21 protein-coding genes are annotated in these 24,645 nt (G+C 66.6%); 4 read left to right on the top strand and 17 right to left on the bottom strand.

Features of this window, described 5'->3' with window-relative positions; translation table 11 throughout:
- Nucleotides 1–222 precede the first annotated feature (222 nt).
- From gspD to ACM9HJ_RS15130, 3 genes are all read left to right on the top strand, one after another.
- Nucleotides 223–2,292, top strand: a complete 2,070-nt coding sequence (gspD, locus tag ACM9HJ_RS15140) for a type II secretion system secretin GspD (RefSeq protein WP_416572580.1) — start codon at nt 223–225, stop codon at nt 2,290–2,292.
- 179 nt (nt 2,293–2,471) lie between these two features.
- A complete protein-coding gene (locus ACM9HJ_RS15135) occupies nt 2,472–3,266 on the top strand; it encodes a motility protein A (protein WP_416572579.1) in 795 nt (264 codons plus the stop codon).
- A complete protein-coding gene (locus ACM9HJ_RS15130) occupies nt 3,256–4,101 on the top strand; it encodes an OmpA/MotB family protein (protein WP_416572578.1) in 846 nt (281 codons plus the stop codon). Before ACM9HJ_RS15135 ends, ACM9HJ_RS15130 begins: the two co-directional genes overlap by 11 nt.
- A gap of 2 nt (nt 4,102–4,103) precedes the next feature.
- Here the strand turns inward: ACM9HJ_RS15130 and ACM9HJ_RS15125 are convergent, their stop codons facing one another.
- The 11 genes from ACM9HJ_RS15125 to pobA form a co-directional block, all read right to left on the bottom strand.
- On the bottom strand, nt 4,104–5,588 hold the full coding sequence (locus tag ACM9HJ_RS15125; RefSeq protein WP_416572577.1) for a glycoside hydrolase family 28 protein: 1,485 nt from the start codon (nt 5,586–5,588) through the stop codon (nt 4,104–4,106).
- A 108-nt stretch (nt 5,589–5,696) separates the two neighbouring features.
- Complete coding sequence (locus tag ACM9HJ_RS15120; RefSeq protein WP_416572576.1) at nt 5,697–6,176, bottom strand: VOC family protein; 480 nt, start codon at nt 6,174–6,176, stop codon at nt 5,697–5,699.
- A 71-nt stretch (nt 6,177–6,247) separates the two neighbouring features.
- Nucleotides 6,248–6,631 carry a 4-carboxymuconolactone decarboxylase gene (gene pcaC, locus ACM9HJ_RS15115; protein ID WP_416572575.1) on the bottom strand — a complete coding sequence of 128 codons (384 nt, stop codon included), beginning with the start codon at nt 6,629–6,631 and terminating at the stop codon, nt 6,248–6,250.
- A gap of 5 nt (nt 6,632–6,636) precedes the next feature.
- Nucleotides 6,637–7,422, bottom strand: coding sequence for a 3-oxoadipate enol-lactonase (pcaD, locus tag ACM9HJ_RS15110; RefSeq protein ID WP_416572574.1), 786 nt, complete (start codon nt 7,420–7,422; stop codon nt 6,637–6,639).
- Complete coding sequence (pcaB, locus tag ACM9HJ_RS15105; RefSeq protein ID WP_416572573.1) at nt 7,422–8,771, bottom strand: 3-carboxy-cis,cis-muconate cycloisomerase; 1,350 nt, start codon at nt 8,769–8,771, stop codon at nt 7,422–7,424. The genes pcaD and pcaB overlap by 1 nt, the downstream gene beginning before the upstream one ends.
- A 182-nt stretch (nt 8,772–8,953) precedes the next feature.
- Nucleotides 8,954–9,595, bottom strand: a complete 642-nt coding sequence (gene pcaG, locus ACM9HJ_RS15100) for a protocatechuate 3,4-dioxygenase subunit alpha (RefSeq protein ID WP_416572572.1) — start codon at nt 9,593–9,595, stop codon at nt 8,954–8,956.
- Nucleotides 9,596–9,598: 3 nt separating this feature from the next.
- Complete coding sequence (pcaH, locus tag ACM9HJ_RS15095) at nt 9,599–10,303, bottom strand: protocatechuate 3,4-dioxygenase subunit beta (RefSeq protein ID WP_416572571.1); 705 nt, start codon at nt 10,301–10,303, stop codon at nt 9,599–9,601.
- A gap of 15 nt (nt 10,304–10,318) precedes the next feature.
- Nucleotides 10,319–11,524, bottom strand: coding sequence for a 3-oxoadipyl-CoA thiolase (pcaF, locus tag ACM9HJ_RS15090; protein WP_416572570.1), 1,206 nt, complete (start codon nt 11,522–11,524; stop codon nt 10,319–10,321).
- A complete protein-coding gene (locus tag ACM9HJ_RS15085) occupies nt 11,521–12,171 on the bottom strand; it encodes a 3-oxoacid CoA-transferase subunit B (protein WP_416572569.1) in 651 nt (216 codons plus the stop codon). Before ACM9HJ_RS15085 ends, pcaF begins: the two co-directional genes overlap by 4 nt.
- Before the next feature lie 3 nt (nt 12,172–12,174).
- Nucleotides 12,175–12,897, bottom strand: coding sequence for a CoA transferase subunit A (locus tag ACM9HJ_RS15080; RefSeq protein WP_416572568.1), 723 nt, complete (start codon nt 12,895–12,897; stop codon nt 12,175–12,177).
- 24 nt (nt 12,898–12,921) lie between these two features.
- Nucleotides 12,922–14,091: a 4-hydroxybenzoate 3-monooxygenase gene (gene pobA / locus ACM9HJ_RS15075; RefSeq protein WP_416572567.1), complete on the bottom strand. Its 1,170-nt coding sequence runs from the start codon at nt 14,089–14,091 to the stop codon at nt 12,922–12,924.
- A gap of 148 nt (nt 14,092–14,239) precedes the next feature.
- Between pobA and ACM9HJ_RS15070 the strand changes: the two genes are divergently transcribed.
- Nucleotides 14,240–15,097, top strand: coding sequence for a helix-turn-helix domain-containing protein (locus tag ACM9HJ_RS15070; protein ID WP_416572566.1), 858 nt, complete (start codon nt 14,240–14,242; stop codon nt 15,095–15,097).
- A gap of 21 nt (nt 15,098–15,118) precedes the next feature.
- Here the strand turns inward: ACM9HJ_RS15070 and ACM9HJ_RS15065 are convergent, their stop codons facing one another.
- The 6 genes from ACM9HJ_RS15065 to ACM9HJ_RS15040 form a co-directional block, all read right to left on the bottom strand.
- Nucleotides 15,119–18,043 (bottom strand): TonB-dependent receptor domain-containing protein, encoded by a 2,925-nt coding sequence (locus ACM9HJ_RS15065; RefSeq protein ID WP_416572565.1) that lies wholly within the window; start codon nt 18,041–18,043, stop codon nt 15,119–15,121.
- A 95-nt stretch (nt 18,044–18,138) separates the two neighbouring features.
- The gene (locus ACM9HJ_RS15060; protein ID WP_416572564.1) at nt 18,139–19,224 is read right to left on the bottom strand and encodes an alpha/beta fold hydrolase; all 1,086 of its coding nucleotides are present in this window, start codon (nt 19,222–19,224) and stop codon (nt 18,139–18,141) included.
- A 317-nt stretch (nt 19,225–19,541) separates the two neighbouring features.
- Entirely contained in the window at nt 19,542–20,192 is a 651-nt protein-coding gene (locus tag ACM9HJ_RS15055; RefSeq protein WP_416572563.1) for a TetR/AcrR family transcriptional regulator, read from the bottom strand.
- A 71-nt stretch (nt 20,193–20,263) separates the two neighbouring features.
- Nucleotides 20,264–20,743, bottom strand: a complete 480-nt coding sequence (locus tag ACM9HJ_RS15050; protein ID WP_416572562.1) for a DUF3237 family protein — start codon at nt 20,741–20,743, stop codon at nt 20,264–20,266.
- Between the two features lie 5 nt (nt 20,744–20,748).
- On the bottom strand, nt 20,749–22,335 hold the full coding sequence (locus tag ACM9HJ_RS15045) for a carboxylesterase/lipase family protein (RefSeq protein WP_416572561.1): 1,587 nt from the start codon (nt 22,333–22,335) through the stop codon (nt 20,749–20,751).
- A 269-nt stretch (nt 22,336–22,604) separates the two neighbouring features.
- Nucleotides 22,605–24,614 carry a bifunctional sugar phosphate isomerase/epimerase/4-hydroxyphenylpyruvate dioxygenase family protein gene (locus tag ACM9HJ_RS15040; protein WP_416572560.1) on the bottom strand — a complete coding sequence of 670 codons (2,010 nt, stop codon included), beginning with the start codon at nt 24,612–24,614 and terminating at the stop codon, nt 22,605–22,607.
- Nucleotides 24,615–24,645: the final 31 nt, after the last annotated feature.

Below are 24,645 nucleotides of genomic sequence, written 5' to 3'. Positions count from 1 at the left end.
GCCGGAGACGACATCAGTATGACTTATTTCCGTAATGGCTTCGCGTCGTATATCTGACGGAATTGTGACAAAAACGCCGTTCATTACAGATTGATGTCATAGCCAGATAGGGCTTGTTTTTATTAGACTATGGACGGCATTTTCCCGCGCGTTCCAGCCGCCAGGACGACGATGACAGCGACATTACCCTTACGGGCTACCGCTACTGGTATGATTTCCCTGTTGTTGCTTTCCGGTTGTGCCGACAGGCAGGCGAAGGCACCGCCATCGGCATTGGACCTGGGTTCCCTGGGATTGTCGATTTCCGCCGGCAAGGCGAAGACGGCGACGGCCGCGACGACACCCGCCGGAACCGTCCTCCCGCCCGCTCCAGTCATCGTCAAGGGATCGGTGCCGCGCGTGGCGGTAACGGCCGACGAACTGGCCCTGCCGCCGGGCCCGCCTTTGCATCTGCGCTTCACCGACGCGCCGCTGGCCGTGGTGGTCGATGCCGTGCTGGGCGACATGCTGGGCCTGCCGCATTCCGTCGATCCGTCCTTGCAAGGGCTGGTCAGCATCGACAGCGGGCGGGAGCTTTCCCCGCGTGAGGCTCTGCGCCTGCTGGAATCCGTGCTGGCAGGGCGGGGTGCCGCCATGCTGCGCACCGGCGATGGCGGCATCGCCGTGGTGCCGGCGGCCAATGGCGCGCAGACGTTGGGGCTGGCGGCACCGGGCACGCCGGGACAGGCCACGTCGGTCCTGCCGCTGCGCCATATCCAGGCCGATGTGGCGCAGGCGCTGGTGGCACCGCTGGTGAAAAGCGGCACGGTGACGGTGGAACCGCGCCTGGGCCTGCTGCTGGTCAGCGGGCCGGCACCGGAACGTCAGGCGGCGGCGGAGCTGCTGCGCGGCTTCGATGTGGATTGGATGGCCGGCCGCTCGGTGGGTCTGTTCCCCCTGACCCAGGCCGGCCCCGCCGCCGTTGCGCGGGAGGTTCAGGCCATTCTGGGCAACGAAGGCGAACAGGCGGACGCGAGCGTGCGCGTCATGCCGGTGGATCGGCTGAACGCCGTGCTGGTCATCGCCGATGATGCCGGCACGCTGGACCGGGCCGGCGGCTGGGTGCGGCGGCTGGATGGCGGCGGGGCCAACACGCCGCGCCTGCATGTGTTCAGCCTGACCAATGCCGATGCCGGCAAGGTGGCGCGGCTGCTGGGCCGGCTGTTCGGCGGCACGGTGGGGGCCGACAGCCCCGTGCCGTCCGGCCGACCCGTGGCCAGCCTGTCCACGCCGGCCAGCGGCGGCGGCGGTACCACCGGTCTGGCGGAAAGTGCCGGCCGGCTGTCCACCATCGCATCGGATGCCAGCGGGGCGGCACCGGGGGCCGATGCGGCCCCCGTGGGCGGCGGTGACGTGCGCATCATCGCCGACCCCGCCAACAATGCCGTGCTGGTCCATGCCAGCCCGCGCCAGGCGGAGATCGTGGGCGAGGCGGTGCGCAAGCTGGACGTGTCGCCCTCCCAGGTGCTGATCGAGGCGACGATCGCCGAGGTGACGCTGAACGACCAGTTGCGTTACGGGGTGCAGAGCTTCTTCCGCGGCGATGGCGGCGACGTGCAGGGTGGTTTCACGCTGAACAGTGCCACGGGCAGCATGCGGCCGGTGACGCAGGTGCCGGGCTTCAATCTGGTCTTCTCCCAGAATGGCGATCCGCGTGTGGTCCTGTCGGCGCTGGACGAGGTGACCGATGTGCGCGTCGTGTCCTCGCCGCAGGTGGTGGTGCTGGACAGTCAGGTGGCACAGCTGCTGGTCGGCGACCGCGTGCCCATCCTGACCCGCACAGCGCAGTCGGTGGACAATCCCGACGCGCCCATCGTCAGCCAGGTCGAGTACGTGAATACCGGCGTCATCCTGCGCGTCGTGCCGCGCATCAGCCAGAGCGGCAAGGTGACGATGGAGGTGTACCAGGAGATTTCCAACGTCTCCGGTACCCGCAATTCCGGCAACCTGACGCCGACCATCAGCCAGCGGCAGATCACGTCGAACGTCGCCGTGGACAGCGGCCAGACGGTGGTGCTGGGCGGCCTGATCTCCGAGGAACAGCAGGCGGGGACCGACGGCATCCCCGTCCTGTCCCGCCTGCCCGGCATCGGCGCCCTGTTCGGGGAGAAGCGGAACCGCAGCGTGCGCACCGAACTGATCGTCTTCATCACCCCGCGCGTCATCCGGGACGAGCGCGAGGCGGAAGCCGTGACGGCGGAGATGGTGTCGCGCCTGAAATCCATCCAGCCGCCGGTACGGCCAAAGGGATAAGCCAGGGGCATCATGCCCCTGGAGGCCGGCGACTGCCGGCCCGCCGCACGTGCGGCGTAAGCCAAGCCCACGGATGTGGGCGCCCGGCGCCTGAGGGCACACTTACTTGAGATGGATCATGGTTTCCGCGCGGATTTAGGCTATTCATTCAGCAGCGGAATATTTGCGGCATCATCTCCATGGCCAAAAAAGCCCCTCCCTCGCGTTTCGTCCTCACCTCCATCCTGGGCATCGTCGCCACCATCGCCCTGCTCTGGTACGTCACCTATGCCAGCGGCGATGCGCGCTTCTTCTATAACGAGGAAGGGCTGCTGATCGTGGGTGGCGGCGTGGTCTGCGTGGCCCTGCTGGCGTTTCGCGGCGACGAGATCAAGGCGGCCTTGTCGGCCATCGCCTCGGTCTTCCGCGCCTCGCCCGGGCTGGAGCGGGAGGTGGTGGACCTGCTGGACGTGTCCAAGCTGCTGTACAGCAAGCAGATCGCGCCCGCCGACGACCGCGTGCGGCGGGTATCCAGCCCGTTCCTGAAGCTGGGCTTGCAGATGGTGGTGGACGGGGCCAGTCTGGATGACATCATGCATGTCATGAACTGGCGCATCCAGAAGCAGGCGGAGGCCGAACAGGCGCAGTCGCGCTTCTTCCGCGTGCTGGCCGCCTTCGCGCCCGCCTTCGGCCTGCTGGGCACGCTGGCCGGCATGGTGGGGATGCTGAAGCAGCTGGGGGCCGGCGATATCGGGCTGATCGGATCGTCCATGGCCATTGCCATGCTGGCCACGCTCTATGGGCTGGTTCTGGCCAACCTGGTGTTCAAGCCCATGGCCATCAAGCTGGAACAGCGCACCACCGAACATGTGGCGCAGCTGAACATCCTGCTGGAGGGCGTGGTGCTGATCCAGCTGAACCGCTCCCCCTCGGCGATCCAGGAGACGCTGAACACCTATCTGATGGCCGCACACGAGGTGGGTCGTGGCCGGTGAAACCGATCGCCGGTCGCTGTCGCGCGGGCGCCGGGAAACCGACAGCCTGCGCCTGAACTACCGGCTGGACCAGACCCACCTCGCCCGGCCTGTGGAAACGACGGAGGAGAGCGAGGAATGGGTCATCAGCTACATGGACATGGTCACCGTGCTGATGACCGTGTTCCTGGGCATGCTGGCCATCCTGGGCATGGATGGGCGCCTGGCGGTGAAAAAGGAGGCCGGACAGGCCATCGCCGACGGCGTCTCCGTCCACGCGCCCGATCAGGTGGCCGACGCGGTGGTGGACGCGACCGAACCGGGGCGGCCGTCCGGCCCGTCACTGCCGGGTGCGGCATCCAGGCCGCCGCCATCGGCCCAGACACAGGCCCCGCCCTCCCCCACCGCCAACCGCCTGTTGCAGCAGCTTGAGGGAATGGGCCTGCCCGAGGACGTGGATATCCATACGGCGGAGCGCAAGGTGACCATCGTCGTGCGCGACCGCATCCTGTTCGGCTCCGGCTCCGCCACCTTGCAACCCGAAGCGGTGGAGCTGCTGCGCCGGCTGGTCCCGTCGCTGGCGGGATTGCGCGGCAGCATCACGGTGGAGGGGCATAGCGACGATGTGGCCATCAGCACGGTGCGCTTCCCGTCCAACTGGGAATTGTCGGCGGCGCGCGCGGCGGCGGTGGTGCGCGAACTGGCGGCCCAGGGCATAGCCCCCGCCCGCCTGGGTGCCCTGGGTCTGGCCGACAGCCGCCCCATCACCGCCGATCCCGCGCGCCGGGCGGAGAACCGGCGGGTGGAGATCGTCGTGGATACGGATGCGAAGACGGCGCAGGCCGCCACGCGGTAACGCTATCGGCACACCGCCCATTTGTCGCATGTGATGCTGTCCAGCCCCGGCAGTGAAGCCAGGTCGGCGGTCCGCCAGGGTTTGCCGGCCAGGGTGACATCCCGCAGACCGACATTGACCGCATCGATGACGACGGAGGGCGTTTTCTCCCGCACCACCGTCACCTTGTCCAGGACCAGCCCGCGCACCGGGCTGTCCTTCCGCCCCCTTACCAGCAGGACGCGGCCCGTGCTGGCCACCGTGGAATTGCTGACGGTGACCCGTTCGACCGATGGCACGAAGGCGCCGCCCTCCCCTTCCTCGTAGAACAGCCAGATCTGCACGAAGGTCTTGTCGACGGTGCCGACCTTGATCCGGTCCAGATGGATATCCTCCGCCCGGCCGCCGCGATAGGCATTGGTCTTGATGGTCAGCGCCCAGATCAGGTGCGGGCTGTCCATCACGCAATCCTGGACGAAGACATTGCGCACCCCGCCCGTCATCTCGCTGCCGATGGCGATACCGCCATGGCCGTCCTTCATGTGGCAGTTGCGGATGACGATATTCTCGCACGGCTTGCCGATGCGCCGCCCATCGGCATTGCGCCCCGCCTTGATGGCGATGCAATCGTCGCCCGTGTCGAAGGTGCAGCCGTCGATCAGCACATCCACGCAGGATTCCGGATCGATCCCGTCATTGTTGGGACCGTGGCTGGAACAGGTGACGCTGCGGAAGGTGACGCTCTCACATTCCACCGGATGCAGCAGCCAGAAGGGGGAGTTGGTGATGGTCACCCCCTCGACCAGCACATTGCGGCAGCGATAGGGCTGGAACAGGGGCGGGCGCAGACGGCTGCCCGCTCCGAACACACGCTGTTCGGGCGGCACCCCCTTCTCGGCCATCTCGAACAGGCGGGTGCGGTCGCCCACCTGGCGTTCCGCGACGACGGTGTCGCCATAGCGGCCGGCCCAGGGCCCTTTCCAGGGCCACCAGGTCTCGTCATCCGCCGACCCGTCGATGATGCCGCCGCCGGTCACCGCGATGTCATGTTCGCCATGGGCATAGATCAGCGGGTGATAGCCCATCAGCTCCACCCCCTCCCACCGCGTCGCCACCACGGGCAGATAGCGGGCGGGATCGGCCAGGAACTTCAGGCGGCAGCCTGCCGGCACATGCAGTTCCATGTTGGAACGCAGCCGGATGGGACCCGACAGGCAGGTCCCGGGCGGCAGCAGGATGCGCCCGCCACCCGCCTGCGCACAGGCCGCGATGGCACGGCCAATGGCCGCGCTATCGTCCGTCACGCCGTCGCCGCTGCCGCCGAAATCCGCCACGGCAAGGACGCGCGGGGGGATGCGCGGCACCCGGATGCGCCGCACGATGGCGGCCGCGCGGTCGGCGGGAAAGGTCGCCGCTCCGGCAATCCCGGCGGGCACCGCCATGGCCAGCCCGACCCAAGCGGCACCGGTCAGCAGGTGTCGGCGCGTGACCGGGCCGCTGGCTGTCATCTTCATCTCCCTCGCCGGCACCGGTTGCCGGGTGCGCTTTTCATTCTTTTGCCAGCGTTGGCACAGCAAGGTAAAGCGAAATGGCAGGGCCGCGGCGACCGCCGATAGTCAGCCGCGCCGGGCCGCCTCGATCCTGGCGACATCGATCTTCGTCATCTCCATCATCGCCTCGAACGCGCGCCTGGCCTCCTCGCCGCCGGCGGCCATGGCCTCGGTCAGGGCGCGCGGGGTGATCTGCCAGTTGATGCCCCATTTGTCCTTGCACCAGCCGCAGGCGCTTTCCCGGCCGCCATTGCCGACGATGGCGTTCCAGTAACGGTCGGTTTCCTCCTGATCGTCGGTGGCGATCTGGAAGGAAAAGGCCTCGCTATGCTTGAAGGCCGGGCCGCCATTCAGGCCCATGCAGGGGATGCCGGCGACAGTGAAATCGACCGTCAGCACGTCGCCGGCCTTGCCGGACGGGTAATCGCTGGGGGCACGGTGGACGGCGGTCACCTTGCTGTCGGGGAACAGCCCGGCATAGAAACGGGCCGCCTCCTCGGCATCCTTGTCGTACCAAACACAGATGGTGTTCTTGGGCGTGGCCATGACCCGTCCTTTCCGTTCCCGGGGGCTGGAAGGCGGGCACCATAGCATGAAGCCATGCGGGATGGATGTGACTAGGCGCCGTCCAATTCCTTGAACACCCGGGATGCGGCGTGGAAGGCGCTGTTGGCGGCCGGCACGCCGCAATAGATCGCGGCCTGCAGGATCACCTCCTTGATCAAGTCGCGCGACACGCCATGGGTGATTGCGGCGCGGACATGCATCATGAACTCCTCCTCCCGGTTCAGCGCGATCATCGTGGACAGCACCATCAGGCGGCGGGTCGTATGGTCGATGCCCGGCCGGGTCCAGATCTCGCCCCAGGCATAGCGGGTGATCAGGTCCTGGAATTCGGCCGTGAAGTCGGTGGTGTTGGCGATGGCGCGGTCGACATGCGCGTCGCCCAGGACGGAACGGCGGGCCGTGAAGCCCAGTTCCTTGCGCGCGGCTTCATCCATTCTCGTCAGTCCTTCAGGAAGGTCAGCAGGGCGGCGGTAAAGGCGTCCGCCTGCTCCACATTCGACAGGTGTGCCGCGTCCAGTTCCACCAGCGTCGCGCCGGGAATGCCGTTCACCAGCTCATGGCTCTTGGCGATGGGCGTGGCGGGGTCCCGGGTGCCGCCGATGACCAGGGTGGGCAAGGGTATGCGGGGCAGCAGGGCGCGCTGATCCATGTCGCGCACGGCGGCACAGCAGGCGGCATAGCCCTCCGTGCTGGTGGCGCGCAGCATGGCGGCGATGGGGGCGATGGCCTCAGGATGCGCCATGCGGAACGGTTCGGTGAACCAGCGTTCCACCACCGCATCCACGATGCTGGCCACGCCCTGGGCCCGGACCAGGGCGATGCGGGCGTCCCAGGGCGCCTTCGGTGCCATCTCCGCCGCCGTGTTGCACAGGACCAGGTGCGACAGCCGGTCGGGCGCATGGGCCCCCAGCCACTGCCCCACCATGCCGCCCTTGGACAGGCCGGCGAAACGCACCTTGCCCAGGCCCAGCGCATCGATCAGGCCCAGCACGTCGCGGCCCAGCTGTTCGATGCTGTAGGGGCCGGCCGGGGCATCGGACGCGCCATGGCCGCGGCTGTCATAGCGCAGGACGCGGAAATGCTGGCTCAGCACCGGCATCTGTGGCGCCCACATGTCCAAATCGGTGCCCAGCGAGTTGGACAACAACAGGACGGGCGCCCCCTCATGCCCGTCGAAGCGCCAATGCAGGCGGCAGCCATCGGCCAGGGTCACGAAATCCGCCATCACACCCTCTCCCGTTCATAACTGGCCAGGACACGGGCCACGAATTCCGCCGCCGATCCCAGGTAATTCTCCGGCCGCGTCAGCTCCGCCAGCCGGTCGGGCGGCAGGTGCGCCGTCACGGCGGGATCGGCGGTGAGTGCCGCCAGCAGCCCATGGCCGGCGGCGACAGCCCGCTTGCAGGCCGCCTCCACGATCCCGACCGCGTCATGGCGCCCCGATGCTTCGGCCAGGGCCTGGGTCACCGGTTCGGCCATCATCAGCCCGTTGGTCAGGTCCAGGTTGGCGCGCATGGCATCCAGATCCAGTTCCAGGCCGGATAGCGTGTCCGCCATATGCGCCGCCGCACCGGATGCCAGCAGGAACAGTTCCGCCAGCACCGGCCATTCGGCATGCCAGCCGCCGACACCGCGCTCCTGTTCCTGCACCATGGCCGACAGCAGCGTGGCCACCAGCCCCGGCGCGCGGGCGGCTGCCGACAGGGCGATGGTGGTGCCCACGGGATTGCGCTTGTGCGGCATGGCCGACGATCCGCCCTTGCCGGCGGCGGCGGGCTCGAACGCTTCGGCCACCTCGCTGGACATCAGGTGGGCGATGTCGCGGGCGATCTTGCCCAGCGCGCCGGCCAACAGCCCCAGGGCGGCCCCCAGATCGGCGATGCGGTCGCGCTGGCTGTGCCAGGGCATGTCGGGCAGGGTCAGCGACAATTCGTCGGCCAATGCCGCCGCGATATCCAGCCCTTGGCCACCCTGGCTGGCCAGCGTGCCGGCCGCCCCGCCGAATTGCAGCGTGGATGCCGCTTCTCCGGCGGCTTTCAGCCGTGACCGGACACGCAGCAGCAGCGACAGCCAGCCGGCAGCCTTCAACCCGAATGTTACCGGCAGCGCCTGCTGCCACAGGGTGCGGCCGGCCATGGGCGTGGCAGCATGGGTGCGGGCCAAGGTGGCCAGGGCGTGGATCGCACGCTCCAGATCGATCCGGATCAATGCCACCGCATCGCGGGTGCGCAGCACCAGGCCGGTATCGATGATGTCCTGGCTGGTGGCGCCGCGATGGACATGGCGGGCGGCGGCTGGATCGGCCGCAGCCACCTGGGCGGTCAGCGCCTTGACCAGCGGGATGGCCGGATTGCCGGCCAGGGCCGTGGCCCGGCCCAGGGCGGCCAGATCGTAAAGACCGGCGTCGCAGGCCGCCTCGATCGCCGGCAGGGCGGTGGGCGGCACCATGCCGACACGGGATTGCGCGCGGGCCAAAGCCGCCTCCACCCGCAACATGGTGGACAGCACGGCTTCGTCCGCGAACAGGGCCGCCATGGCTTCCGTCTGGAACAGGGGCGTGAAGAGGGAGGTCATGTGGTAACCATGCGATGGAATGTCAGCAGCTTACCCCCTTTCGTCATCCCGGCGAAAGCCGGGACCCAGGGGCCACAGGATCAGACCTCTACGCGGCTCGGATCAAGCTGCCGACAGGTCGGGCGTTTGGCCCCTGGGTCCCGGCTTTCGCCGGGATGACGGGAAAGAAGAGGGGAGATGGTTCATACGTCGAAGAACACCGTCTCCCCCTCGCCCTGCAGGCGGATATCGAAGCGATAGGCCCCCTCCCCTTCCGGCACCGCCAGCAACGTGGCGCGGCGGGCGGCGGGGACCAGGTCCAGGATCGGGTCCTCTCCGTTCGACGGGTCGTCGGCGAAATAGATGCGGCTGACCATGCGCTTGATGACGCCGCGCGCCAGCACGGAAATGGCGATATGCGGGGCCTGAAGGCTGTTGCCGGGGCCGGGCACGCGGCCGGGCTTCACCGTACGGATGGTGAAGACCCCCTCCGCACTGGTCGCGGACCTGCCGAAGCCGATGAAATCCGGGTCCAGGGCCACGTCTTCCCGCGTATCGTCGGGGCTGTCATAGCGGCCGGCGGCGTTGGCCTGCCACAGTTCCACGAAACTGTCGGGGATGGGCGTGCCATCGCCGTCATAGATGGTGCCGGTGATGGTCACCACCTCGCCCTTGGCGACCCCGCGCGGCTGGTCATTGGGGTTCAGGGTGTAATGGCCATCGGGCAGCAGGTCCATGCGGGCACCGGCATCGCCCTTGCCTTCCACCAGATCGGCCCCACCCTTCCAGGACAGGCCGTAATGGAAATAGGGACCGACGGTCTGCCAGGGGGTTTGTCCGCTCATCGATCAATCCTCCATGGGCGTGGCGTCGCGGCCGCGCAGCACGATGTCGAAAATGAAGGACAGCGCGAAGGCCTCCTGCGTCGTTTCGATATCGAAGCGGCTGATCATGCGCGGCAACGCATGGGCCGGCACGGCATTGGCGATCGGGTCCAGCGGGATCAGCGGATCGCCGGGGAAATACATCTGCGTCACCAGCCGGGTGGCAAAGGCCGGGCCCAGCAAGGAGAAATGGATATGGGCCGGCCGCCAGGCGTTATAATGGTTGCCCCAGGGATAGGCGCCGGGCGTGATGGTGGTGAACCGGTAACGGCCCTGGTCATCGGTGATCACCCGGCCGGAGCCGGTGAAATGCGGGTCCAGCGGCGCGTTCCACTGATCCTTCTTGTGGATGTAACGGCCGGCGGCATTGGCCTGCCATACTTCCACGATGGTATGCGGCACGGGCCGCCCATCCTCGTCCAGCACCCGGCCGGACACGATGATGCGCTGGCCCAGCGCCTCCCCCGTCGCACTCTTCGTCAGATCAGCAACGGCGGGCCCCATCAGCCGGTCCCAGCGGCCGGCGGGACCGGTCAGCTCCGTCAGGGTCTGCGGGATGCGGATCAGGGGCTGGTGCGGCGACCGCTTGATGGTGGCCTTGTAGTCGGGCGACAGGAAGGCGGGATGCGCCCCCTCCTCCTCGCGGTTATAGGGCAGGATCAGGGTCATTGCTCGGTTCCTCCCTCATACGCGTTCGACGGCCAGCGCTAGGCCCTGCCCGACGCCGATGCACATGGTGACCAGGGCGCGCTTGCCGCCCGTGCGTTCCAGGCCGCGCAGCGCCGTCAGCGCCAGCCTGGCACCCGATGCTCCCAGCGGATGACCCAGCGCGATGGCGCCGCCATGCGGGTTCACGATCCCGGACATCGGATCGACGCCCAGCGCCCGCAGGGATGCGATGACCTGGGACGCGAAGGCCTCGTTCAATTCGATCAGGTCGAAATCACCGATCGAAAGGCCCAGCCTTTCCATGAGCTTGCGTGAAGCCGGCACCGGGCCGATGCCCATGACGCGCGGTTCCACGCCGGCCGTGGCCATGCCCAGGATGCGGCCGCGCGGCGTCAGTCCATGACGATTTACTGCGGATTCCGAAGCAATCAGCAGGGCGACGGCGCCATCATTGACGCCGCTGGCATTGCCGGCCGTCACGGTGCCGCCGGGGCGGACCACGGGCTTCAGCCTTGCCAATGCCTCCAGCGTCGTGTCGGCACGGGGATGCTCATCCACCGTCACGGCGGTGGGTTTGCCCTTGCCGTCCAGGACCGTGACGGGTGTTATTTCGCCTTCGAAATAACCATCGGCCTGGGCCTTGGCGGTGCGCAGCTGGCTGGACAGGGCGAAGGCGTCCTGGTCCTCGCGGGAAACCCCCTGCTCGACCGCCACATTCTCCGCCGTTTCCGGCATGCTATCGGTACCGTAACGTTCCTTCATCGCCTTGTTGACGAAGCGCCAGCCGATGGTCGTGTCCTCGATCTGGGCGGTGCGCTGGAAGGCGCTTTCGGCCTTGCCCATGACCAGCGGGGCGCGGGTCATGCTTTCCACACCACCGGCGATGGCCAGGTCCAGGGCGCCGGCCTGGATGGCGCGGGCAGCCGTGCCCACGGCATCGGCACCGGATGCACAAAGGCGGTTGATGGTGGTGCCGGGTACACCGACCGGCAATCCAGCCAGCAAGGCCGCCATGCGGGCCACGTTGCGGTTATCCTCCCCGGCCTGGTTGGCGCAGCCCAGGAACACCTCCTCCACCGCACCGGCATCCAGATTCGGATGGCGGGCCAGCAAGGCGGCGATCACCTGGGCGGCCATGTCGTCGGGCCGCAGGCGGGACAGGGCACCACCAAAGCGGCCGATGGGGCTGCGCACCCCGTCGCAGATATAGGCGTGGCTCATGCCGCCACCTCCGCCCGGAACGGGGCACCGGTGGCCGCACTGATCTGTTCCAGCGTCACGCCCGGCGCCAGTTCCACCAGCACCATGCCGCCATCGCCGACCTTGTCGATGGTGAAGACACCCAGATCGGTGATGACCATGTCCACCACCCCGGCCCCGGTCAGCGGCAGGGTGCACTCGGGCAGCAGCTTGGACCCGCCGCCCTTGTCCTGATGATCCATCACCACCACGACCTTCCTGACCCCGGCCACCAGATCCATGGCGCCGCCCATGCCCTTGACCATCTTGCCGGGAATGGTCCAGTTGGCCAGATCGCCATTGCCGGCCACCTGCATGGCGCCCAGCACGGTCAGGTCGATATGGCCGCCGCGGATCATGGCGAAGCTGTCGGCGCTGCTGAAATAGGATGAGGTCGGCAGTTCGGTGATGGTCTGCTTGCCGGCATTGATCAGGTCGGCATCCTCCTCCCCCTCGAACGGGAAGGGACCGATGCCCAGCATGCCGTTTTCCGACTGCAGGATCACCTGCATGCCGTCGGGGATGTAATTGGCGACCAGGGTCGGGATGCCGATGCCCAGGTTGACATAGAAACCGTCGCGCAGCTCACGCGCCGCGCGGGCGGCCATTTCATCGCGGGTCCAGGGCATGGATCAGCCCTCCTTGCTGGCGGCCGGACGCGGCCGCGTGGTGCGCTTTTCGATCAGCTTGGCATAGGCCGCACCCTGAATGACGCGATCGACATAGATGCCGGGCGTGTGGACATGGTCGGGATCGAAACTGCCCACGGGCACGATCTCCTCCACCTCCGCCACGGTCACCTTGCCGGCGGTCGCCATCACCGGATTGAAGTTCCGCGCCGTTTTCCGGTAGATCAGGTTGCCTTCGGTATCGGCCTTCCAGGCCTTGACGATCGACAGGTCGGACCGCAGCCAGGTCTCCCGCACATAGCGCTTGCCCTCGAACTCCTCCACCACCTTGCCTTCCGACACCACGGTGCCGACACCGGTGGCGGTGTAGAAGGCGGGGATGCCGGCACCGCCGGCGCGGATGCGTTCGGCCAGCGTGCCCTGCGGGTTCAGTTCCAGTTCCAGCTGGCCGGAGATGTACAGCTGCTCGAACAGCTTGTTCTCCCCCACATAGGAGCTGATCATCTTGCGGATCTGGCCATTGTTCAGCAATTGCCAGAGGCCGAAACCATCGGCCCCGCAATTGTTGGAAATGATGGTCAGGCCCTTCACACCCGCCTCGCGGATGGCGGGGATCAGGTTCTCCGGATTGCCGGACAGGCCGAAGCCGCCCGACATGATGGTCATGCCGTCGAACAGCAGACCCTCCAGCGCCGACCCGGCATCGGCATAAATCTTTCCAGCCATTTCATGGTTCCCATAAGCAACAGGTCAGTGCAGGGGCAGGCCCACGTAATTTTCCGCCAGCACCCGCTGGGCGGCGGGGGAGCCGCGCAGATAGCCCAGTTCGGCCATCTGCATGCGGCGGCCGAAGGCATCGGTATCGGGGAAACGGTGCATCAGGCTGGTGAACCACCAGGAGAAGCGTTCCGCCTTCCACACCCGCGCCAGGGCACGGGCCGAGTAGGCGTCGATACCGCTGCTGTCGCCCCGGTAGAAGCCGGCCAAGCCCTCGGCCAGATAGGCGACATCGGTGGCAGCCAGGTTCAGGCCCTTGGCGCCGGTGGGCGGCACGATATGGGCGGCATCGCCGGCCAGGAACAGGTTGCCATGGCGCATCGGTTCCGCCACGAAGCTGCGCAGCGGCGCGATGGATTTCTCGATCGACGGACCACGCGTCACCCGCGACGCGGCATCCGGCCCCAGCCGCACGCACAGCTCGTCCCAGAACCGCTCATCCGACCAATCCCCCAGTTTCTCACTATTCGCCACCTGCACGTAATAGCGCGAGCGGGTGTTGGAGCGCATGGAGGCCAGCGCGAAGCCGCGTTCATGGCTGGCATAGATCAGTTCATGATCGCAGGGCGGCACATCGGCCAGCACGCCCAGCCAGCCGAACGGATACACCCGCTCGAACGTGCGCAGCACATCGGCCGGGATGCTGGCCCGCGCCACGCCATGGAACCCGTCGCAGCCGGCGATGAAATCGGCCTCCAGCCGCTTCTCCTCGCCATCCTGCCGCCAGGTCACCACCGGCCGGGCGCTGGTGACATCATGCAGGGCCACATCCTCGGCCTCGAACAGCAGCGGGATACCCCGGGCGATGGCGGCATCGATCAGGTCACGCGTCACCTCCGTCTGGCCATAGACCATCACGGACTTGGACGTCAGCGCCGCCATGTCGATGCGCGTCAGCTCACCGTCCGCCGACAGGGCGAAGCCACCATGCGGCAGGCCTTCGCGGTCCATACGGTCATGCACGCCGACCTGGCGCAGAAGATCGACGGTCACCTGCTCCAGGATGCCGGCGCGGATGCGGCTTTCGACATAGGCGCGGTCACGCCGTTCCAGGATCACGCATTCCACGCCCGCCTTGTACAAAAGATGGGCCAGAAGCAATCCTGCCGGACCGGCGCCGATGATGGCCACCTGGGTGCGCATCACCATCCCTCCCTGAGGTAATTATTGGCTGTTGGCCCGATGATAGCCCCGGCGAACCATTGGCACAGGACACGCATCCATCAAAAACTTGGATTTTTCATCGCACCCTGCCATGCTGCACCGCATGATCCGGAAAGCCAGAAATCCCGTGCCCCGCTTCTTCCTGTATGGGGAGGCGGAGACCAAGGCGGATGAACATTTCATCCATGCCGAAACCCTGGAACGCCGCAGCCAGCCCAGCGGCTGGCAAATCCAGCCGCATGCCCATGCCGACCTGAACCATGTCTTCGTCATCGGTTCCGGCGGCGGGGCGCTGCTGGCCGGTGGGGAGCGACAGGCGTTCACCGCACCCTGCCTGCTGCTGATCCCGGCGGGGGAGGTGCACGGGTTCGACTGGGATGCCGAAAGCCAGGGCCATGTCGTCACTTTCGTTGACCCGCTGCTGCGCGGGCTGGCGCGGCGGGAACCGGGTCTGGCTGAACTGTTCGACCGCCCGGCCGCCTTACAGTTGGGGGAGGATGGGGCCGACTGCCTGCGCCTGGCCGGGCTGCTAGAGGCGGAAATGTCCGGCGGGCGCGTGGGCAAGGCGCTGCTGGTGGAAGCGGCCTTGATGGCCCTGCTGGTCCATGCCTGGCGGTCGGCCCGGCTGTCGGTGGGCGGTGGTGCCGCCGCACGGGGCCCCCGCGCCGCCCTGGTCGCCCGCTACCGCGACCTGATCGAGGCGCATTACCGGGAAGGCTGGGGCGTTGCACAATTCGCCGATGCGCTGGGGGTCACGGCCGGACGGCTGCGTGCGGCCTGCATGGCCGTGACCGGTCACCCACCCATCGACCTGCTGCATGAAAGGCTGCTGGCCGAGGCCAAGCGCAGCCTGCTCTATAGCGACCTGGGCGTGGCGGAGGTGGCGTTCGAACTGGGCTTCGGCGACCCGGCCTATTTCAACCGCTTCTTCACCAGCCGCGTGGGTTGTTCCCCCGGACGGTTCAGGCAGGGGGCCGCCGGTTAGCGGTCTCCTGCCCTTCACCCCTCAGAACCGCGCCCGCAGCCCCACATAGTAGGAGCGGCCAACCGCGTCATAGACGCCGACATCCGTGCTGTTCTGCGAACTGGCCACGATAGGCAGGCCCTTGTCGAACAGGTTGGTGACGCCGGCCCGCAGGTCGATGCCCTCGCTGACCCGCACATTGCCGAACAGGTCAAACAGATTATAGGCGGGCACGCCCGGCGACGGATTGGTGGGCGTGGTCACCGCCGTCACATCATCCATCGCACCCTGGTAACGCCAGCGCAGGCCGACACCGAACGCGTCGGACTTGTACCCGACCGTGGTCAGCGCCTTCCAGCGCGGCAGGGCGCGGCCCAAGGTGCTGGTATTGACATAATCCTGGAAGGCGGAACCCGGCAGGGTCTGGATATTGTAATGGTTCACCCAGCCGATATTCGGCGTGACATAAATCTCCGCGCTGGGATCGCCAACATCGGCCCCCAGATCGGACAGGCTGGCCGACCAGTTGATCTGGATGTCGATACCGTCCGTCTCCAACCCGCCCAGGTTCAGGAAGGGCAGGCTGACATCCTGCAACTGGCCCTGCGCATCGCGGGTCAGCAGCTGGCAGAACTCGTTCGTCGCCGCATAGGTCGGGTTGGAGCCATCGAGATTATAGCACTTGGAGAGCGTGGTCAGGCCGGGAACCGAGGAGATCACCTCCTTGATCTTGATGTTGTAATAGTCGACCGAAATGGTGGTGCCACTGATCCAGGGCGTGTCGCCCGGCACGGTAAAGACGCCGCCGACATTATAGGTGTCGGCCTTTTCCGGGGTCAGGCCCAGATTGCCGCGGATGGTGCCACCCGTCGCCGTGGTCGGGAAGGTGTAGGTATCGACGACATTGGCCGGCACGCCCTGCGCGATGCACAGCGCCCGGACCTGCGCCCCGCCGGTGCCGGTACGGGCGATGGAGCGCACGTCGCAGGGATCACCGACAGAGGCCGGCGGCGTGCCGAACTGCACCTGCGTACCGGTGGGCGGGGAGAACAGTTCACCGATATTGGGCGCACGCACCGCGCGCTGGTACGAACCGCGCAGCATCAGCGACCCGATGGGCTTCCAGCGCAGGTCACCCTCGTAACTGGTCACGCTGCCGGTCGTGGAATAATCGGAATAACGGGCGGCGGCACCCACGGCCAGTTCCTCCGCGAACTCCGCCCCGCTGATCAGCGGGATATCCACCTGACCGGCGATTTCCTTCAGCCCGATATTGCCACGTGCCGGGGCTGACCCGGTCACCGCCTCGATATTGGAGGTGACAAGGTCGCTGTCGGGCGTGAAGCGATAGGTGTTGCGGCGGTAGGAACCCAGCAAGGCCACCTGCAACGGACCGGCCGGCAGTTCCACCACGGGACCGGAAACCTGCGCCTGCACCTGGGACTGGGTCAGCTTCTCCGTGCTCAGCGCCGTCTTGGTCATATAGGTTTCGCAGGCATCGGAGATGTTCAGCGCGTTGCTGATGCCGAACGGATTGAACCCGCCCGCGCACAGCGATGCCCCGCCATCGGCGGCGTTCAGCAGCGCCTGCACCCGGCTTTTCACCACCGCGCTGTGCAGCGCCTGGTCATGCTGGCTCTCGTCGTAGGAAGAATAGAGATCCCACTTCCACGACGCGCCCAGGTCGCCCTTGAAGCCCAGCGCGAACTGGCTAACCTTGTACTGCTCGTCCCAGTTCTTGTCGGGAATGCCGACATAGCGGCCGTTCCAGGTGAAGGGCGCGTTGGGGTTGGGGCGCGACGCCAGGATGGTGCGCAGATCGGCCGGAATGAACGGGTTGGTGACGGGAATGGTGGTCAGGTTGCCGATCTGGGTCAGGCTGCCGCCGCTTTCGGTATGGACCAGACTGTCGACATACATGAACTGGCCATAGGCGGTGATACCTTCCGTCACCTCGTAATCGAAGGAACCGAAGGCGGTCTTGCGTTCCAGGGCGTTCTGGAACTGCACCTGCTGGCCCACCGGCATGCGGACATTGCCGGCCACGATGGCATAGCCATTGTCGGTCGGGCCCTTGTAGTTCAAGGCGCCCGTCTGCACGAACAGGCTGCCATCATTGTTGAACCCCAGGTTCAGGGTGCGGGCCACCGTGGAGGTCACGCCATAGCGGGTGAAGACGGAATTGATGGCCGCCTGGGTGGGCAGGTTGCTGGCATTGGGCACATAGGTGCCGGTGCCGATGAAGCCAGATGGCGTCACGAATTCGAAGAAGGAGCGTTTGGAGCCCTGCAGGCCCGGCCGGTCGGTGTAGCTGGCGGAGAACAGGACATGGCCCCGATCCTCCCCGATGCTGCTGCCCAGCGTGACGGAGGCGGATTTCTTGAACACGTCGCCGCGTTCATCCTGGCCGAACTGCACATCGGCCTGTACGCCATCGAAATAGGGGATGGTCTTGAAATTCACCACGCCGGACATGGCGTCGGAGCCATAGATGGCGGACGCACCACCGGTGATCACATCCACGCCGCCGATGATGGCCTCGGGCAGGATGTTGATGTCGACATTGCCGTTGATATCGGACAGCGGCAGGCGCTTGCCGTTCAGCAGCACCAGATTGCGGTTCGATCCCAAGCCACGCAGGTTAAGGCTGGCGCGACCACCCTGCCCCTGCCCGCCCGTGCTGGACGTGCCGGCAGCGGTGAAGGAGGGCAGCTGGTTCAACGCCGCCTCGATCTCCACCTGCCCGCTTTCCTTGATGGCTTCGGGCGACACGGTGGTGATGGGGCTGACGGAGACATTGTTGGGCCGCTGGATCAGCGAGCCGGTGACGACGATCTCCTCGATCATCTCCACCTTGCCGCCATCCGCCGATTGGGCCAGCACCGGCCATGCTCCCAGCACCGCCAGCGTCAGGGCGAGCGGCGAGGCCGTCCGCATCAAATGGCACGCATTCATCTTCTTGTTCACTGCTTTCCTCCCTTTATTGGCGCGCAGGGGTCACCGTTCCGGTGAAGGCACGGGCCCCCGGCTTTGCTTTTGATGGTTGTGGCGGGGGCGACCGGTCAGCGGGGACCGATCGCCGCCTCGATGAAGTCGATCGTATCCGTCAGGGCCTGACGGCTTACTTCCCGGGTGCGTTCGGGCGCCTGGGCGATCCAGCTATGGTTGGCACCCTCGAACACACGGGTCTTCACGGAAACTTTCGACGCCGACAGGGCCGAAGCGAACCGGTCCTGCTGGGCCACCGGCACGACATTGTCGTCGCGACCGTGCAGCAGCAGGAAAGGCGGGTCCTTGGCATCGACATGGGCGATGGGCGAGGCCTGGCGCGTGCGGTCCGCATCGCATCCCCCGGCATTGCAGCCCAGGAACATACGCAGCGGGTCGGTGGTCGCCGCATCCTGTTTCAGATAGCTGGGCATGGAGGCGAAGTCGTAGATACCGAACCAGGACACCACGGCCTGCACGCAGTCCGACGCCTGATCGGCACCACCCGCCCCGATGGGCACGGTTTCCACCGTCGCCGGCCGGGCCGGGGCCGGCGCATCGTCGGCAAAGGCCGGATCGCCGCAGCTCGCCCCGACCAGGGCCGCCAGATGTCCGCCCGCCGACTGTCCCCAGACGGCGAAGCGGCCGGGATCGACGCCGTAGCGGGCACCATTGGCGCGCAGCCAGCGCACCGCCGATTTCACATCCTTCACCGCCGCCGGAAACGGCGCCTCGGCGGAGAAGCGATAGCCGACGGAGGCCACGACATAGCCCTTGGCGGCGATGCCGGCCAGAACCTTGGGCCAGTCCTGGAAAGCCGCACTGCGCCGCGGGCCACCGCCCATCCAGCCGCCGCCATGGATATAGACGATGACCGGGTGCTGCCTGCCATCCGTGCCGGCACCGGCCGGCAGGAACAGGTCCAGCTTCAGGGGGCGATAGCCCGGCACCGTCTTGTAGACCGTTTCCGGCAGACCGGTGACGCCGCCCGCGAACGGCACGGTGACGGTGGAGAGTGTATCGGCCCCCACTTGTTGCACCGAGGCGCCGATGGCGGCATTGGCCGCGATATCGGCCCCGGCACCCGCGGCACGGGCCGACACGGGCACCAGTGCGGACAGGCACAGCAAGGCGGACAGGACGGTGACGGAACGCTTCATTCTTCCCCCCGACCGAATTTCTTGGATTTTTACGGGGGCCGGTCGTTGCCGGATACCCCCCTATTCTTTCGATGAGGTTAATGTACGAAACAGTTCGTACGTAGTCAATGTCGATTGTTATGGCGCAGTGCGTTTCTTTGCTGGTGCTGGGAAATGGCACCAACCTTCCGTCATCCCGGCGAAAGCCGGGACCCAGGGGCCACAGGTCGAACGCCGAAGCTACGTCGATCAAATTTGCCGATAGGTCGGGCACTTGGCCCCTGGGTCCCGGCTTTCGCCGGGATGACGATCAAGATTGATGATCGCGCGCAGCCAACTCACCCCTTCCGGCACCATGTCATAACGATCTCCACCACCTGTTCCCGACGCTTTGCGGCGGCTTCGTCCGACCCCAGATCGACCCCGAAGATGGTGGAGAAGGTGTAGCGGTTGGAGACGTTGTAGAAGCAGAGCGCGCTGATGGTCATGTGCAGTTCCACCGGGTCGATGCCCGGCCGGATCAACCCCTCGGCCACGCCCTTGTCCAGAATGGCCTTCAGGCCCTGGATGACGTTCTGGCTGCGGCGCTTGATGCCATCGACATGGCCGATGAAGGCGCCATGCAGGATATTCTCGTTCATCACCAGCCGGACGAATTCCGGATTCTTGAAGTGATGGTCGAAGGTCAGGCGGATATGGGCCTTCAACGCCTCTTCCGCGCCCACCTCCAGGATGGGCAATGCGGCTTCCGAATCACGGATGGCGATATAGGCCTGTTCCAGCACCGCCTGATACAGGCCCTCCTTGGACCCGAAATGATAATAGATCATCCGCTTCGACGTGTCGGTCTTCTCTGCGATCTCGTCGATACGCGCCCCCATCAACCCCTTGTCGGCGAATTCCCGCCGCGCCACGGCCAGGATATTGGCCTTGGTCTCGTCGGCTTCGGCGGCGCGGGGATTGCGGGATTTGGGCGCCGGGGCGTTCATCAGGAGGTCCGTTTTTCGTTGGGCTGGCGGAGCCTCAGGATACTGCGGCCCCGCCCGTTTGGTAGAGGCTTTTAACCTTCTGCGGCAAAGACGCTGATGATCACCGCCCCACCGCCCGGCACGGGATTGATGCGGCCGACAAAGACCCGCCGGTTCAGCCAATCATATTTGCCGGCCGGTGCCTGGAATGCCGGCACGGTCAGCAGATAGCGCGGGTCGGGCACCGACAGGCCCTGGTTGCGGACGATGATCACCGCCCCGTCATCGGTGCGCAGCGCGTAATGCGCATCGATCTCCCGCACCCCGTCGGGCCGGTCCAGCTGCCAGTCGGCACCACCGGCCAGCACCTCGCCCTTGATCCCCTCGCCGGTGAAGGTGCCGCCGGTGATGGGGATGAATCGGCGCTTGCCATGATCGCTCCCCCCCACCTCCACGGCCGGCGCGATGGCAACGCGGGCCTGCAGGACAAGGCGCAGGGTGGGTGCGGGCACGTCCTCATAGGCATTGGCGGGGGCGGTGAGCAGCAGCAGGCAGAGAAGAAGCCGCTTCATGGCCGTCAATCCCGCACGCGGGGCGCTGTGGCGGCTGCGGGCGGCGGTGCCGCCTCCCACCCGGCCAGCAGGTCAAGCGTGGCGTAGCGTGGCCAATCCGTGACACGCACCTGTTCGCCCAGTTCCATCAGGCGGGGGCGCTTGGGATCGAAACGCGGCCAGTCGGGTGCCGGCGGCTGGCCCTTGGCAAAGGACAGCAGCATGCCCTGCATCCGCGCGGCCAGCTGCTGGTCCGCCGGCTCCCAATCGCGGGTGCGGCGGAACAGGTTGAGGGCGTCCAGCGTGCCCAGCCAATAGGGCACATCGCCCGTGTGATAGGCGCCCACCGTCGCCGGATCATGGTCGGCGAAACTGATGCCCGCCGTATAGGGATGCCGGCGGGTGAACAGCCAGACATAGGCGGGCTGCTTCTGCGCCCGCGCCCAGGCGGCCACCTGCCTTCCCAGGGTGGCGTCGCGCTGGATGTCGGTGACGGTGCGGCGCAGGTCGGCCGCATCCTTCACCGCGTATGCCTTCAAGACCTTGTCGGCGACGCCAGGGAAGGATGATTTCACCAGCGCCTCATAGGCCGGAATGTCCGCCGGATTGCCCAGGCTGCGGAAGCTTTCGTCACGGGTGAAGCCGATCATCACCGGCACGTCGCTGTGCCCGCCGGTCTTCATCGCCTGATCGGGCGGCAAGGACAGCAGCTTGCCGTCCAGCACGATGGGCGATCGGCGGGGCAAGGGCGTGGCGATGATGCGGTCGCCGGCAAGTGCCCGCATATCGGCAAGCGATCCAACCCTCAGCACGTCTTGCAACCGCTTGCCATCCGCCTCGGCATCGGTCAGCGCAATGGGTGGCAACAGCGCGCCGAAGGGGCTGCCGCTCATGCCGACCACGCGGTGGAACAGGCCCTTGGCCGCCGGGCTGGCCATCAGCAGGCCGATGGACATCGACCCGGCCGACTGTCCCACCAGGGTGACATTGCCGGGGTCGCCGCCGAAGCCGGCGATATTGTTGCGCACCCATTCCAGGCCGGCAACCTGGTCCATCAACCCGTAATTGCCGGAATGCCCCCCGCCCTCCGCTGTCAGTTCTGGATGTGCCAGGAAACCCAGGGTCCCGACGCGGTAGGACAGCGCCACATAGACCACGCCCTGCCTGGCCAGGAACTCGCCCGAGTAGTTGAGCATGCTGGCGGAACCGACATTGAAGGCACCGCCATAGATCCAGACCACCACCGGATAGGGCTTGCCAGCCGGGGCCGGCTCCTTGGGCGCCCAGACATTCAGGTAAAGGCAATCCTCGCTGATCGCTTCATGCCCGAAATAATGGTTGATGGTGGAGCCGCGCATGGGCTGCAGGCACATGGGTGCGAACCGGTCGGCATGCAGGGTGCCGGCCCAGGGCTGGACCGGCTGCGGCGGACGCCAGCGCAGGTCACGCAGCGGCGGGGCGGCGAACGGCACGCCCAGGAAGGCGTTGACGCCGCTGTCGAGCGGCCTGCCCTCGATCACGCCACCTTCCACCCGCACAATCTGGGCGGCGGTGGCGGTGGCAAGCGACAGGCAGGTGGCGCCCAGCAGCAGCAGGCGGGACCAGATGGACATGTTTCCTCCCGTGATTTTTGGTTGGTAGATGGGCCGGGTTCTTTTTCACCGTCATTCCCGCGAAAGCGAGGCCTCTGCGAAACGCACGGGCACCATCGTTGCCACTCTCTCTACCGTCACCCCGGCGAAGGCCGGGGCCCAGGTCGTAGAGCAAAGTGCTTGTCACTTGGGCCCCGGCCTTCGCCGGGGTGACGGTAGATATTGATGGAACCCTCGCAGCAAAGATTTCCGCGGGGATGACGGTGGAGAGAGGCGGCACCCTTCTCCCCTCAATAAACCGTATCGGTATTGAACCGTGACTGCGCCGCCAGACGCACGGCGGCGTTGGCGGCACCATAGGCGTCGTAGCCACGGCGTTCGACGAATTCGAAGAAGAAGCGCTTGGCGAAGGCGCGGGAATAGAGCTGAAAGAACTCGCAATCCTCACTGCGGTCATAAAGAATGTCGTGCGCCGCCAGCCTTTCCACTAGTTCCGGGTCCAGGGCGAACCGCGCCTCGATATCGTCGTAATAGTTGCGCGGGATGGGCAGCCGTTCCAGCCCGCGTTCCCGCAGCGCCTTTGCCGTGGCGAAGATGTCATCCGTGGCCAGGGCCACATGCTGCACGCCCGCCCCCAGATAATGGTTGAGGAAGCGCGAGGTCAGGGTTTGGGCCGCCGCCGACCCGTTCAGGGTGACGCGGAAGGACCGGTCTTCATTCTCGATCGCCTGGCTGTGGACGATGCCCAGCGGATCGGCGATTTCCAGCTGCGGGGTCTTGGTCACATCGAACAGGGCGAAATAATAGAGCAGCCAGGACAGGAATTCCTCGTACCCCATGGCCTGGGCGATATGGTCGATGCGGGTCAGGCCGGCGCCGGGGACGGGTGCACAGCCTTCGCGTTCCTCAGGCGCCGGCGCCGCATCCGCGGCTTGGCTTAAGCCGCTACGAAGCGGCGCGGCGGCGGTCGCCGCCGAAGCAGTTTTCCAATCCATGGAAAACTGCTCCAGGGGCACGAAATCGTTGCGCCAGACCTGCTCCTGCGTGCCGTCCTCGATGAAATAGACCAGACTGCCGCCCACGCCGCGCACGCTGGGGATATCCTTCTCCCCCGGCCCCACCGCCTGGGCGAAGCGCGGGATATGCAGTTCCCGGGCGCGGTCCAGGGCGGCCGGCACATCCGTCACACGGAGCGCCAGGGCGCAGACCGAGGCGCCATGCACAATGGAATGGCTGTGCGCGAAGCCTTCGGTTTCGCAGTTCAGCACGATATTGATGCCGCCCTGGCGCCATCGGGTCACCGCCTTGGTGACATGGCGGCCCACCGGTTCGAACCCCATGGCGGATAGCATGGCGCCCAGCGGCCCCGCCTCCTCCTCCGTCGCGGCGAACTCGATGAACTCGACGCCGGTGACACCCACGCGCGGCTTCATGGCGGCCGGCCGTTTCAGCCTTGCCAGCGCCTCATCCTCCACCAGTTTCAGCGACCGATAGCCGTCCAGCGCGATGCCCGATGCCGATCCCGCCCGAAACCGGTCGTTGAAGATCTCCAGCGACAAAGGCCCCTTGTAACCGATGGCAAGCAGGGCCCGCACATAGTCGGTGATGGGCAGGTCGCCCTGGCCCGGCATATTGCGGAAATGCCGGCTCCAGTAGAGATGGTCCATGTCCAGGCGCGGCGCGTCGGCGATCTGCACGATGAACAGCTTGGCTGGATCGATGTCGCGGATGCTGTCGGTCGGCACGTTGCGCGCCAGCGAATGGAAACTGTCCAGGATCAGCCCGATATTGGGATGGTTGGCGCGGTGGACGATGTCCCAGGCATCGCGATGGTCATGGACATGCCGGCCCCAGGCCAGCGCCTCGTACCCCACGCGCAAGCCCCGCGCCGCCGCCAGATCGCCCAGTTCGCGGAAATCATCGACGATGCGGCCGCGTTCGGACAGCGATTGCGGGGAGACGTTGGAACAGACCAGCAGCAGGTCGGTACCCAGCTCCGCCATCACATCGAACTTGCGCTGCATGCGCTCGAACGTGCGGGTGCGCAGCGTGCCGGGCATGCCCTCGAAATCCCGGAACGGCTGGAACATGGTGATGGCCAGCCCCAGATCGGCCGCGATGCGCCGCACATCGGCGGGCGTGCCGTCGAAGGTCAGCAGGTCATTCTCGAAAATCTCCACCCCGTCGAAGCCGGCGGCGGATGCCGCCTCCAGCTTGGCCGGAAGGCTGCCGCTGATCGATACGGTGGCGATGGACTTGGCCAAACCCAGGGCCAGGCCGGGCTTTTCCGCCGCGTTCATGCCCTTCTCCCTTGTCACGTGATGGATTGCG

Source organism: Niveispirillum sp. KHB5.9 (assembly GCF_048066115.1).
Classification (GTDB): domain Bacteria; phylum Pseudomonadota; class Alphaproteobacteria; order Azospirillales; family Azospirillaceae; genus Niveispirillum.
This window is presented reverse-complemented; position numbering and strand designations above follow the sequence as displayed.

What these genes read in the sequence shown, in the direction of transcription:
- pcaC (WP_416572575.1), bottom strand. Translation starts at nt 6,631, where the DNA reads ATGGATGAAGCCGCGCGCAAGGAACTGGGCTTCACGGCCCGCCGTTCC.
- ACM9HJ_RS15045 (WP_416572561.1), bottom strand. Translation starts at nt 22,335, where the DNA reads ATGTCCATCTGGTCCCGCCTGCTGCTGCTGGGCGCCACCTGCCTGTCG.
- pcaH (WP_416572571.1), bottom strand. Translation starts at nt 10,303, where the DNA reads ATGACCCTGATCCTGCCCTATAACCGCGAGGAGGAGGGGGCGCATCCC.
- ACM9HJ_RS15135 (WP_416572579.1), top strand. Translation starts at nt 2,472, where the DNA reads ATGGCCAAAAAAGCCCCTCCCTCGCGTTTCGTCCTCACCTCCATCCTG.
- ACM9HJ_RS15040 (WP_416572560.1), bottom strand. Translation starts at nt 24,614, where the DNA reads ATGAACGCGGCGGAAAAGCCCGGCCTGGCCCTGGGTTTGGCCAAGTCC.
- pcaG (WP_416572572.1), bottom strand. Translation starts at nt 9,595, where the DNA reads ATGAGCGGACAAACCCCCTGGCAGACCGTCGGTCCCTATTTCCATTAC.
- ACM9HJ_RS15060 (WP_416572564.1), bottom strand. Translation starts at nt 19,224, where the DNA reads ATGAAGCGTTCCGTCACCGTCCTGTCCGCCTTGCTGTGCCTGTCCGCA.
- ACM9HJ_RS15080 (WP_416572568.1), bottom strand. Translation starts at nt 12,897, where the DNA reads ATGGCTGGAAAGATTTATGCCGATGCCGGGTCGGCGCTGGAGGGTCTG.
- ACM9HJ_RS15055 (WP_416572563.1), bottom strand. Translation starts at nt 20,192, where the DNA reads ATGAACGCCCCGGCGCCCAAATCCCGCAATCCCCGCGCCGCCGAAGCC.
- pcaB (WP_416572573.1), bottom strand. Translation starts at nt 8,771, where the DNA reads ATGACCTCCCTCTTCACGCCCCTGTTCCAGACGGAAGCCATGGCGGCC.
- pcaD (WP_416572574.1), bottom strand. Translation starts at nt 7,422, where the DNA reads ATGGCGGATTTCGTGACCCTGGCCGATGGCTGCCGCCTGCATTGGCGC.
- ACM9HJ_RS15050 (WP_416572562.1), bottom strand. Translation starts at nt 20,743, where the DNA reads ATGAAGCGGCTTCTTCTCTGCCTGCTGCTGCTCACCGCCCCCGCCAAT.
- pobA (WP_416572567.1), bottom strand. Translation starts at nt 14,091, where the DNA reads ATGCGCACCCAGGTGGCCATCATCGGCGCCGGTCCGGCAGGATTGCTT.
- ACM9HJ_RS15120 (WP_416572576.1), bottom strand. Translation starts at nt 6,176, where the DNA reads ATGGCCACGCCCAAGAACACCATCTGTGTTTGGTACGACAAGGATGCC.
- pcaF (WP_416572570.1), bottom strand. Translation starts at nt 11,524, where the DNA reads ATGAGCCACGCCTATATCTGCGACGGGGTGCGCAGCCCCATCGGCCGC.
- ACM9HJ_RS15125 (WP_416572577.1), bottom strand. Translation starts at nt 5,588, where the DNA reads ATGACAGCCAGCGGCCCGGTCACGCGCCGACACCTGCTGACCGGTGCC.
- ACM9HJ_RS15085 (WP_416572569.1), bottom strand. Translation starts at nt 12,171, where the DNA reads ATGCCCTGGACCCGCGATGAAATGGCCGCCCGCGCGGCGCGTGAGCTG.